The 11,898-nt window shown below is 61.8% G+C and carries 10 protein-coding genes; 3 read left to right on the top strand and 7 right to left on the bottom strand.

What is annotated here, in order from left to right; all coding sequences use genetic code 11:
- Position 1: 1 nt before the first annotated feature.
- The 3 genes from NTD85_RS05720 to NTD85_RS05710 all read right to left on the bottom strand — a co-directional run bounded on the left by NTD85_RS05720 (position 2) and on the right by NTD85_RS05710 (position 3,886).
- Entirely contained in the window at positions 2–2,431 is a 2,430-nt protein-coding gene (locus NTD85_RS05720) for a fimbria/pilus outer membrane usher protein (RefSeq protein WP_262141652.1), read from the bottom strand.
- Positions 2,431–3,144: a fimbria/pilus chaperone family protein gene (locus NTD85_RS05715; protein ID WP_262141651.1), complete on the bottom strand. Its 714-nt coding sequence runs from the start codon at positions 3,142–3,144 to the stop codon at positions 2,431–2,433. Before NTD85_RS05715 ends, NTD85_RS05720 begins: the two co-directional genes overlap by 1 nt.
- Positions 3,145–3,235: 91 nt before the next feature.
- Positions 3,236–3,886 (bottom strand): DUF1120 domain-containing protein, encoded by a 651-nt coding sequence (locus NTD85_RS05710; RefSeq protein ID WP_262141650.1) that lies wholly within the window; start codon positions 3,884–3,886, stop codon positions 3,236–3,238.
- Between the two features lie 315 nt (positions 3,887–4,201).
- On the opposite strand from NTD85_RS05710, the gene NTD85_RS05705 reads away from it, so the two are divergent.
- Complete coding sequence (locus NTD85_RS05705; protein ID WP_410017531.1) at positions 4,202–5,752, top strand: phospholipase D family protein; 1,551 nt, start codon at positions 4,202–4,204, stop codon at positions 5,750–5,752.
- A gap of 86 nt (positions 5,753–5,838) precedes the next feature.
- On the opposite strand, the gene NTD85_RS05700 is transcribed toward NTD85_RS05705, so the two are convergent.
- A complete protein-coding gene (locus NTD85_RS05700; protein WP_262141648.1) occupies positions 5,839–6,981 on the bottom strand; it encodes an MFS transporter in 1,143 nt (380 codons plus the stop codon).
- A 187-nt stretch (positions 6,982–7,168) separates the two neighbouring features.
- Positions 7,169–8,662, bottom strand: a complete 1,494-nt coding sequence (locus NTD85_RS05695) for an aldehyde dehydrogenase (RefSeq protein WP_262141647.1) — start codon at positions 8,660–8,662, stop codon at positions 7,169–7,171.
- Between the two features lie 236 nt (positions 8,663–8,898).
- On the opposite strand from NTD85_RS05695, the gene NTD85_RS05690 reads away from it, so the two are divergent.
- A complete protein-coding gene (locus NTD85_RS05690) occupies positions 8,899–9,261 on the top strand; it encodes a cupin domain-containing protein (protein ID WP_262141646.1) in 363 nt (120 codons plus the stop codon).
- A 181-nt stretch (positions 9,262–9,442) separates the two neighbouring features.
- Here NTD85_RS05690 and rpmG read toward each other — a convergent pair whose 3' ends face one another.
- The gene (rpmG, locus tag NTD85_RS05685; RefSeq protein WP_003177274.1) at positions 9,443–9,598 is read right to left on the bottom strand and encodes a 50S ribosomal protein L33; all 156 of its coding nucleotides are present in this window, start codon (positions 9,596–9,598) and stop codon (positions 9,443–9,445) included.
- Between the two features lie 11 nt (positions 9,599–9,609).
- A complete protein-coding gene (rpmB, locus tag NTD85_RS05680) occupies positions 9,610–9,843 on the bottom strand; it encodes a 50S ribosomal protein L28 (RefSeq protein WP_003229474.1) in 234 nt (77 codons plus the stop codon).
- 445 nt (positions 9,844–10,288) lie between these two features.
- Here rpmB and NTD85_RS05675 point away from each other — a divergent pair, with 445 nt between their 5' ends.
- Complete coding sequence (locus tag NTD85_RS05675) at positions 10,289–11,875, top strand: ABC transporter substrate-binding protein (RefSeq protein WP_262141644.1); 1,587 nt, start codon at positions 10,289–10,291, stop codon at positions 11,873–11,875.
- Positions 11,876–11,898: the final 23 nt, after the last annotated feature.

Raw genomic sequence — 11,898 nt, 5'->3', positions numbered from 1 at the left:
GTCATGTATTGCTCAAAGGCTGACAGAGCGCTTCGACAGGCTCGATCAATGCGTGCTCGTCAGGCGATTCGGCCAGGGTGAATTGCAGCTCGCAGTGCGTGGTGTCCGACAGCTGCACCCGCAACGGTTGCCCAGGCTTGATGTCCGGCACAAAGATCGTCCCGGCCTCAAGCACCGTGGTCAGGTATTCACCTTGCCCGTCCTGTACGGCCAGGCCACTGGGCAGCCATTGCCGATCAACCGTCCTGGCCTTCAACAGCACGCGCCGCACGCGGGTGATGGAGAACTCCAGGTGCTGCACCGACCCGCGCCCGGCTTCCACTTCTTGATAACCGTCGAGCACCTCGACGTTGCGCGGCAGGCTCAACGGGTCGACTTCCAGCCGGGCGGTCGAATACGCCGGCAGACTCGCCACCACCGCCCGGCCCGCTCCGTCCGTCCACACCGGACCTTGCGGCGTGAACAACTTCAGACCCGCACGGTCGCCGGCCTTGAGCACGCCAAAGGTCTCGCGCAGCGGATAGGGCGACAGCGTGACGCCATCGCGATGCAGTGCCATGCCGCCACGCAGGCCCACGTCGAATTCGCGCGCTTCGTCCCGCTGGCTCATACCGAGGTCCAGACGGGTGTAACGGGCCAGAGCGTTGACTCGCAATCCGAGAGACGGCGCCGCGTCTTCACGGTGTTCGGCACTGGCGCTGTAGGCCAGGGTTTCACTGAGCACTTCGCTCATCGACACGCCACTGCGCCCCCCGGATCGTGGATCGCTGCGCAGGTAGCTGCGAACCCGGCGCTGTTCGCCCAATGGCATCCCCGCCGTCAGGTAAGCCGAGGTGCCCCGGCGCCCCGCGTCGGCATCGCCGATTCCCCGTTCCAGGCTCAACGACAGACTGATCCGCGCGGGCAGTGTCTGCGACCACGACAGCCCCAGGCGCATATGCGGCGGCTGATCCACGCGGGTGTAACGCGACCAGGTCATGCCGAACGCGCCCCAGCGTTCGACGGAACCGTTGAGGGCAAACGTCCAGTGCTCGCGCCCGGGCAATTCGGCACGGCCCTGCTGCGAGTTCCAGCCAGTGTTCGACAGCGTACGAAAGCCCTGGCCACGACGCACAGCGACCACGCTGGTGGACAGGTTCGGCGCCAGCACGGCATTCACGGTCATTTGCACCTGATGACCCGCAACGCCTGTAGCGCGATCGGTGGACAGCAGCTGGCGCACACCGGTGGTCAGATTGCCCGGCCATTGCCGCTGCAGCCCCCACCCCGCCGACAGGTAGTCCGAACCACCGAGTACACCGCCACTCATGCGCAGCGCTCGCGACAGACTCCATTCCTTGCCAAGGGTGGCGAACGACGGCGCCCGACGATCATCCGAGCCCTGGCGTCGCACAGTGCCCAGCGCCAGATTGAACGTGTCGGCCCGCTCGAACCGGGAATCCTGAAGGCTGGCGGCCGGGACGCGAAAGCGCCGCACCTGCCCTTCTTGCTCGTGCACGCTCACCTCAAGGTCGAGCTGGTTGCTCAACAACGGCAGCGCGCGCAGGGTGAACGGCCCGGCAGGAACTCGCGTGGTGTAGATCGGCACGCCGTTCTGCCGGACTTCGATCCGCGATGGCGACCAGGCGATGCCTTCGACCTCACCACGCAGACCCTGTTGTGCCGCACGCATTTGCGCGAACGCGTCTTCCGGCAGGATCTGCACGCCGCTGAACGATTCGCCGGCAAACAGGGGCGACTGCAGATTCAACTGGCCGATCTGCACGCTGGCTTCGTCGTCTTCCAGGGTGTGCATGCCATAGGCATACAGATGCTCGAAACGCGTACTGTCCGGAAGTTGCGTGTAGGACTGCCGGCTACGCAGGATCCAGTCACCGGCATTCAAGCCAATCTCCGAGCCCAGGCTGCGAAAGTCGCTGCGCTGTCCCTCGTGCCGGCTGCCCATCAGCAACGCATCGTAGTTAAACACACCGCCCACACCACCATTGGCGAAGCTGCGCGATTGAAACTCCGGCAACGCCAGCAGGTCGGTCGGCAACAGCAGGTCGATCTGTTCCTGGCCGGGATGCAACTCAATGATGGCCGAGGGCAGACCTTCGCGCAGTGTCAGGCACGGCTGTCGGTCTGCCGACGCCGCAGAGGTTTGCGAGCGCACGCCGGCAGCCTTGAGCAAGGCCGGCTGCAGGCACGGCTCGCCCTCGGCATCGAACGTCACGAACACGCGGCCGCGAGGCTGTCCATTGACCTCCAGTGCTACCAGGCGCGTGCCCTGGGAGAAACGCGGTGCCTGGCGGAAGTACGCAGCCAATGCGGGGTCGAGTCCGCGCTCGCGAAGCAGCTGCGCATCGAACTCCACCACCTCGCCGGCCAGCGCTGCGCCTGCGCCCTGAACCATCACCAGTGCCAGTCCCCGACGGGCAGGCCTGCGCATCAGTGCGTTACCGGAGCATCGAAGTGATCGACTGCAAAGCCATAGGTGGTGGCCGGAAAAATCCGCACGCCCATGGTCCGCACCGTCGAACTCAAGGGCAACGCGACAGACAGGCGCTCGCCAGGCAGGATCCAGGTGCGCGGCAGATCCACCGCCTGTGTGCCCGGCAGCGGAACAATCGCCTTCGCCAGGCGAACGACGTAAGGACTGGGATTACTGACCAGCAAGCCCTCAGCAGTGGCCGACCAGCTCAGGCGATGCCATGGCTCGCGCTCCACCGGCAGGCCGGCGGGGCGCAGGATCACCGGCAGGTTTTGCCGCACGCCCAGATTGACCCGGGCGCCGTCAGCACTTGCCACAGGATTGATCCCTTCAAAAATCACCCGCTTCAGACGCTCGGTCTGCAACGGTTCGGCGCTCTGCAAAATGAACCGCACTTGCTGCACTGCCCCGGCCTCGACACGGGTTACCGACGGGCTGAACAGCAACTGCGTTTGATCATGCGGCTCGATGTTTACCACCGTGGTGTGCAGCAGGGCCGGACGGGACTCGGTATTTCGGACATTCATCGTCGCCTCCCCGAGACCTTCATCCACCACCAGCACAGGTGTTTGCGGCACCATTCCGGCAGCGTGGGCGTTGGGCATCAAAATCACGGCGAGCAGGCACAGTGGCAGCGCCCTGAAGCCAGGACGGCACATTGAAATCGGCATCGGGATTGTTCCGCTGGAAAGTTTCAGCGCCCCCGTCTAAGGACGCGCCGAATGAACCTGAAAGAACCCGGCAACGGCCGGGCTCTGTCGATCAGAGGTAGTACATGTCGAAGGTGACCGAGCCATCGAGCGGGATCTCGCTGGCGATCGGCAGCGCGTTACTTGGGCCAATGATCGGCAACAGGCTCATCGGAAACCCGTGATGGCGCGCCGCGACCGGGCCGGCTGCCACGCCGGTACCCCAGGAGTACAGCGCCGGGGCATTGCTCACCAGCGGCGAGGAAGGCAATTGCCACGCCGGCGCCGCCAGGGTGCGGGTCATCAGGGTCTGCTGGATACCGTCGGCTTCCGGGCGCCCGTGGCGCAGAGCGAAGCCGCCGATACGGATGCCGCCGATTTCGCCTAGCCCGTAAAACAAGGCCGGATCGCTGTTACCGGCGCCATCGTTGATGCCCGGCAATTTGGTTGCCGCACGATTGTCTCTGACCAACACCTCCACCGGCGCCGGCGCATCGCAATTGATGTGCAGCGAAATATCGTGAGTCGGCAGCAGCGTCTGCGTGGTCTTGTTCAGTGTGGCCGCCGAAATCTTGCGCAGATCGACGGTGCCACCACCGGCAAATGCCGGGATGCACGAGGTCGGAATAATGGTTCCGATCACGTTCAGATCCACGCTCTCGGCAGCGGCCAGCGTCGGCAATACCGCGGCCGCGATGGCAGCCATCCATGTTGTTTTTTTCATCAGTCCCTACTTGTTCGGCTATTTATAAATGGCAGGTATTCAGGACATCGCTTTCACCGGGGCCGTGAATACCGGGGGCGATGATTTCCTTTTTTGCAGGATCCGTATGTAGGAATAGGCACCAACCAAGAGCGGAAAAAACGACATGGCAAATAGTCCAAAAACACATGCGAACTCATTCCTACTTTCGAACGACTAATTGTTTACATAGTGTGGCGAGGATCCGCCTGGAAGCGGTCTTTGAAATCCTCTGCATGCCATACTCCGTCACCCCCAGCCCCCAGCCGAGAAAGCAACGTGCGACCCGGAAAAAAATTGCTCGCTGTCTTTGTCCTGTGTTCGTTGGCCAGTGGTTGCGCCAATCTCGATGTAGCGCGTGAACCCAGCCAGGCGTTGCCGGCTGCCGGCTCCGCATTCGGTCGCTCGATTCAGGCCCAGGTGGCGCCCTATCAGGGCCGCTCCGGGTTCCGCCTGCTGTCCAACAGCACTGAGGCCTTCACCGCTCGCGCCGAACTGATCCGCAATGCGCAAACCAGCCTCGACTTGCAGTACTACATCGTCCACGACGGCGTCAGTACACGGATGCTCGTGGAAGAACTGCTCAAGGCCGCCGACCGTGGCGTGCGGGTACGCATTCTGCTCGACGACACCACCAGCGATGGTCTGGACACGATCATCGCCACGCTGGCGGCGCATCCACAGATCCAGATCCGCCTGTTCAATCCACTGCATCTGGGCCGCAGCACGGGCGTGACCCGCGCCGCCGGCCGCCTGTTCAACCTGTCGCTGCAACATCGGCGCATGCACAACAAGCTGTGGCTGGCGGACAACAGCGTGGCCATCGTCGGCGGGCGCAATCTGGGCGACGAGTATTTCGATGCCGAACCGAACCTGAACTTCACCGACATCGACATGCTCAGCGTCGGCCCGGTGGCCGAGCAGCTTGGGCACAGTTTCGATCAGTACTGGAACAGCGCGCTGAGCAAGCCGATCGACGAATTCCTCTCCAGCAAACCGAGCACCAAAGACCTGCAGAACACCCGCACGCGCCTCGAAGAATCGCTGGATGAAACCCGCAAACAGAACCACGCGTTGTATCAACAGCTGATGACCTTCAAGACCGCGCCGCGCATGGACATCTGGCGCAAGGAACTGATCTGGGCCTGGAACCAGGCGCTGTGGGACGCGCCGAGCAAGGTGCTGGCCAAGGACGAACCGGACCCGCAACTGCTGCTGACCACGCAACTGGCGCCGGAACTGCGCGGCGTCAGCAAAGAACTGATCATGATTTCGGCGTATTTCGTACCCGGCCAGCCGGGGCTGGTGTACCTGACCGGGCGTGCCGACGCCGGGGTCTCGGTGAGCCTGCTGACCAACTCGCTGGAGGCCACCGATGTACCGGCGGTGCACGGCGGTTATGCGCCGTATCGCAAGGCACTGCTGGAGCACGGGGTAAAACTGTATGAGCTGCGCCGCCAGCCTGGGGATAACTATGGCAGCGGCCCACACCTGTTCTACAGCAAGTCATTCCGGGGTTCGGATTCCAGCCTGCACAGCAAGGCGATGATTTTCGACAGGCAGAAAGCGTTCATCGGCTCGTTCAACTTCGACCCGCGCTCGGTGCTGTGGAACACCGAGGTCGGGGTCCTGGTGGACAGCCCGGAACTGGCCGAACGCGCACGCGAACTGGCCTTGCAAGGCATGGCACCAGCACTGAGTTATGAGGCGAAACTGCAGGATGGCAAGATCGTCTGGGTGACCGAGGACAACGGCCAGATGCACACGCTGACCAAGGAACCCGGGAGCTGGTGGCGGCGGTTCAATGCGTGGTTCAGCACCACTGTCGGCCTGGAGCGGATGCTTTAAAAAGCAAAAGATCGCAGCCTGCGGCAGCTCCTACACTGGAATGCGGTTTCCCTGTAGGAGCTGCCGCAGGCTGCGATCTTTTGACCTTAAGCCGTTTGCACCGCCCCGAACGCACCTTGGCGCATCAGCAGAATCACCAACCCGAACGCCCCCACCGCCATCAACAGCGGTAACGCATGCCCGCTGATCCACTGGCTGCCCGCCCCTGCCATCAACGGCCCGATCAGACAACCGACACCCCACAGCTGCGCAATGTGCGCATTGGCCCGCACCAGCGCATCGTCGCGATAACGCTCGCCGATCAGGATCAGTGACAAGGTGAACAGCCCACCGGCACTGGCCCCGAACAACACCCACAACGGCCAGATCAGCAGCGTGTCGATCAACAGCGGAATCGCCAGGCTCGACAGCATCAACACCACCGCGCATCCGGTGAACAAGGTACGTCGCGACAGGTAGTCCGCCAACGCACCAATCGGCAGTTGCAGCAGCGCATCGCCGACCACCACCGTGCTGACCATCGCCAACGCGATCTCGGCGGTAAAGCCCTGTTGCAGGCAATACACCGGCAACAACGTGAGGATCATCGCCTCGAACGCGGCGAACAGTGACACCGCCCAGGCAATCGCCGGCAGCTCACGGGCAAAACCCCACAAATCGCTGAACGTCACACTGCTGGCTTCACTGCTCGGCGCACCGCTGCGGCCCATCAACAGCAAAGGTGAGACCGTCAGCAGCCCGACGCCGACCCAGAACCCGTAATCGTGCTCAGTGCCGAGCGCACCCAGCAGCAGCGGACCAGACAGTTGGCTCAGCGCATAGCTGCTGCCATACAGCGCCACCAGCCGACCGCGCCAGTTTTCGACGACCAGTTGATTGATCCAGCTCTCGCCAAGGATGAACACGATGGTCAGGATCACCCCGATCATCAGCCGCAGAACCAGCCACACTGGATAACTCGGCAGCAGCGCCAGCAAGCCGATCGAGAGCGCGCCGGCCCACAGGCACAGTCGCATCAGGTTCGCCGTGCCGAAACGCGCCGCCAAGTGACTGGAAATCTTCGCCCCCAGCAGCACGCCAATCGCCGGCATCGCCGCCATCACGCCAATGGCAAAGGAGCCGTAACCCCAACCCTCCAGGCGCAACGACACCAGCGGCATACTGACCCCCAGGGCCAGGCCAACACTCAAGACAGACGCCAACACGGCGAAATACGTCGCCCAACGCATGGTCCACGCTCCTGTGGATATTCTTATGTGCGCCACAAAATCACTGTGGGAGCGGGCTTGCTCGCGAAAACGGTTTCCCATTCAGCAAATGTGCTGACTGATACACCGCTTTCGCGAGCAAGCCCGCTCCCACAGGGAATCTCTGTTTCGTCAGGGAGCCCGGAGTGAACGGGCTCCCGCTAACGGCTTACAGCTTGATCCACGTCGCCTTCAGCTCGGTGTACTTGTCGAACGCGTGCAGCGACTTGTCACGACCGTTGCCCGACTGCTTGAAGCCGCCGAACGGTGCGGTCATGTCGCCGCCGTCGTACTGGTTGACCCACACGCTACCGGCACGTAGCGCCTTGGCGGTCAGGTGCGCCTTGGAAATGTCCTGAGTCCATACTGCTGCGGCCAGGCCATACGGCGTGTCGTTGGCGATCTGGATCGCTTCTTCAGCGGTGTCGAAGGCGATGACCGACAGCACCGGGCCGAAGATCTCTTCCTGGGCGATCTTCATCGCGTTGCTCACGCCGTCGAAAATCGTCGGTTCGACGTAGGTACCACCGGTTTCCTGGAGGATGCGCTTGCCGCCGGCCACCAGTTTGGCGCCGTCGCTGTGACCGGACTCAATGTACGAAAGCACGGTGTTCATCTGCTGGGTATCGACCAGCGCACCGACGTTGGTCGCCGGGTCCAGCGGGTTGCCCGGTTTCCAGGCTTTCAGCGCCTCGATCACCATCGGCAGGAATTTGTCCTTGATCGAACGCTCGACCAGCAGCCGCGAACCGGCGGTGCAGACTTCGCCCTGGTTGAAGGCGATGGCACTGGCGGCGGATTCGGCAGCGGCTTGCAGGTCCGGCGCATCGGCAAAAACGATGTTCGGGCTCTTGCCGCCGGCTTCCAGCCACACGCGCTTCATGTTCGATTCGCCGGCGTAGATCATCAGTTGCTTGGCGATCTTGGTCGAGCCGGTGAACACCAGGGTGTCGACGTCATTGTGTAGCGCCAGCGCCTTGCCAACAGTGTGGCCGTAGCCCGGCAGCACGTTGAGTACGCCTTTCGGAATACCGGCCTCAACGGCCAATGCAGCGATGCGGATGGCAGTCAGCGGGGATTTTTCCGACGGTTTGAGGATCACCGAGTTACCGGTGGACAGCGCCGGGCCGAGCTTCCAGCAGGCCATCATCAGCGGGAAATTCCACGGCACGATGGCGCCGACAACGCCGACCGGCTCGCGGGTCACCAGACCCAGTTGATCATGCGGCGTGGCGGCGACTTCGTCGTAGATCTTGTCGATCGCCTCACCGCTCCAGCTCAGCGCTTGCGCCGCGCCCGGGACGTCGATGTACAGCGAGTCGCTGATCGGCTTGCCCATGTCGAGCGTTTCGAGCAACGCCAGCTCTTCAGCGTGCTGCTTGAGCAGGCTGGCGAAACGAATCATGGTGGCTTTGCGTTTGCTCGGCGCCAGGCGCGACCAGACGCCGGAATTGAACGTGGCACGAGCGTTTTCCACGGCGCGCTGGGCGTCGGCGGCGTCACAGCTGGCGATCTTGCCCAGCAGACGGCCATCGACCGGGCTGATGCACTCGAAGGTCTCGCCGGAGACGGCGTCGGTGTATTCGCCGTTGAGGTAGGCGCGGCCTTCGATCTTCAGGTCGCGAGCACGTTGTTCCCAATCGGCACGAGTCAGGGTGGTCATTCGAGTGTCCTCCTCTTGTTGAATACGAGCGCCGCGTTCTTCGCGGACGTCTTCAGGAATGCTGCCCGGCCGGCCTGCTTTTTCGGCCCAAGGCACCCGCCACCCTAAACCAGCGGCCGGGGTTGTTTCAATATATTTGACATAAGCGCGCCATACGGCCTTGCGGTGTTCATTTTAATAAACATAGACTTTGGCCCTTTCAAGCCACCGCGCCGTCATCACGGGAGAAAACAACAATGAACATCCAGAACGTCGTCGATATCAGGCTGACCACCAGCACAGCCGAACGCTATCGCCCGGACCCGGCCAAAGTGCTCAAGGGCGATCCCGAGCAAGCGGTGTTCAATCAGTACGACAGCCCTTGTGGGCAAATGAATGTCGGCGTGTGGGAAGGCGCGGTCGGACAGTGGACGGTGAACTACACCGAGCATGAATACTGCGAAATCCTGCAGGGGGTTTCGGTGCTGCGCGACAGCGATGGCAATGCCAAGACCTTGCGTGTTGGCGACCGCTTTGTGATTCCGGCCGGTTTCCGTGGTACCTGGGAAGTGCTGGAGGCTTGCCGCAAGATCTATGTGATCTTTGAGCAGAAGGCTTGAGGATTTTCGCTGACTGATCCGGCCCTATCGCGAGCAGGCTCACTCCTACAGGGAACCGCATTCCAATGTAGGAGTGAGCCTGCTCGCGATGAGGCCCGGCCAGACACCACAGAAATCCGAGACAACAAAAAAGGCCCGTATCGTGAGATACGGGCCTTTTTTGTAAGTCGGGAAAAATCAATTACTTGATTTTGCCTTCCTTGTAGATCACGTGCTTACGAACAACCGGATCATATTTCTTGATCTCGATTTTGTCCGGAGTAGTACGCTTGTTCTTGTCGGTAGTGTAGAAGTGACCAGTACCGGCGCTCGAGATCAAACGAATCAATTCACGCATGATTAGCTCCCTTAAATCTTGCCATCGCGGCGAAGTTCGGCGAGCACGACACTGATGCCACGCTTGTCGATGATGCGCATGCCTTTGGCAGATACGCGCAGACGCACAAAACGTTTCTCTTCTTCAACCCAGAAGCGGTGATGCTGCAGGTTCGGCAGGAAACGACGACGGGTTTTGTTGTTTGCGTGGGAAATGTTATTCCCGGTTACCGGACCCTTACCGGTAACTTGACATACTCTCGACATGCCTCAGCCCTCTAAAACCACATGCCCAACCCGGCATGGGTTGGCCGCTTAATCTCTCAGTCATTTGGCGCCAGGCGCCGCGTTTCTTTAGAGGTCTTACCGGCTACACCTACAGTGAAGGAACCGGGCCCCTAGAAAAGAGCGCTGCTTTATACCAGAAAGACCGGGGTGCAACAACAATCGATGTGCAATCAACCGCTAAAAAAGCGCATTTTCCGGCTGCGGACGCTTTGGATAAAGGCTGGCGCGAGTTTTGACCACTCGTCGCAGAAAACCGCTCTGACAGAGGTTTCCGACTTTTCTGGGCGCACCGCGGTCTGAAAAACGCCAGTGCCCGGCCCCGAAAAATACAAAAGGGGATAGTCATTTGCAATCCAGCCCTCTAGGGTAACCCTTTTCCAGACTGCACCTGCAGATGGCCTTCGATCTGTAAAGGAAGCCGACCATGCGCCTCGCTGCCCTACCCCTGTTGCTCGCCCCGCTTCTGCTGAGCCCCCTGGCCCAGGCCGCCGCCCTGAGCGTCTGCACCGAGGCCAGCCCTGAAGGGTTTGACGTGGTGCAATACAACTCGCTGACCACCACCAATGCCTCGGCCGACGTGCTGATGAACCGCCTGGTCGACTTCGACACCGCCAGCGGCAAAGTCGTGCCGAGCCTGGCCGACAGCTGGGAAGTCAGCACCGACGGCCTGACTTATGTGTTCAAGCTGCACCCGCAGGTGAAGTTTCACAGCACCGACTATTTCAAACCGACCCGCACCCTGAGCGCCGAAGACGTCAAATTCAGCTTCGACCGCATGCTCGACCCGGCCAACCCATGGCACAAAGTGGCGCAAAGCGGCTTCCCGCACGCGCAGTCCATGCAGTTGCCGGCGCTGATCAAGAAAATCGACGCACTCGATCCGCTGACCGTGCGTTTTACCCTCGATCACCCGGATTCGACGTTCCTCGCGACCCTGAGCATGGGCTTCGCCTCGATCTATTCCGCCGAATATGCGGACAAGCTGCTCAAGGCCGACGCCACCGACAAGCTCAACAGCCAGCCGATCGGCACCGGCCCGTTTGTGTTCACGCGCTTCCAGAAAGACGCTTCGGTGCGCTACAAGGCCAACCCGGACTACTTCGGCGGCAAGCCGGCGGTCGACCCGCTGATCTTCGCCATCACCCCGGACGCCAACGTGCGCCTGCAAAAGCTGCGGCGCAACGAGTGTCAGATCGCCCTGTCGCCGAAACCGCTGGACGTGAAAGCGGCGCAGGAAGAACCGACCCTGAAAGTGGAAAAGACTGACGCGTTCATGACGGCTTTCGTCGGCATCAACAGCCAGCACCCACCGCTGGACAAGCCGGAGGTGCGCCAGGCGATCAACCTCGCCTTCGACAAGGCCAACTACGTCAAAGCCGTGTTCGAAGACACCGCCGAACCCGCCAACGGCCCTTACCCGCCGAACACCTGGAGCTACGCAAAGAACCTGCCGGGCTACCCGCACGACGTGGCCAAAGCCAAGGCGTTGCTGGCCAAGGCCGGACTCAAGGACGGCTTCCAGACCACCATCTGGACCCGTCCGTCCGGCAGCCTGCTCAACCCCAATCCGAGTCTGGGGGCGCAGTTGCTGCAATCGGATCTGGCGGAAATCGGCATCCAGGCGGAAATCCGCGTGATCGAGTGGGGCGAATTGATCCGCCGCGCCAAGGCTGGCGAGCATGACCTGCTGTTCATGGGCTGGGCCGGCGACAACGGCGACCCGGACAACTTCCTCACGCCGCAGTTTTCCTGCGCGGCGGTCAAGTCCGGCACCAACTTCGCCCGCTACTGCAGTGCCGATCTGGACAAGCTGATCAGCGCCGGCAAAACCACCAGCGAGCAAGGCGTGCGCACCAAGCTGTATGAACAGGCCCAGGCGCAGATTCAGCAGCAGGCGCTGTGGTTGCCGCTGGCGCACCCGACTGCCTATGCGCTGACGCGCAAGGATGTGCAGGGTTATTCCGTCAGCCCGTTCGGGCGGCAGGACTATTCGAAGGTCACCCTGAAATAACCCGCCACAACACAATTCCCCTG

The sequence above is a fragment of the Pseudomonas sp. 13B_3.2_Bac1 genome (assembly GCF_025466205.1).
Classification (GTDB): domain Bacteria; phylum Pseudomonadota; class Gammaproteobacteria; order Pseudomonadales; family Pseudomonadaceae; genus Aquipseudomonas; species Aquipseudomonas fluorescens_H.
Note: the sequence above shows the minus strand (reverse complement) of the source record. Positions and strands in the feature narration are given on the sequence as shown.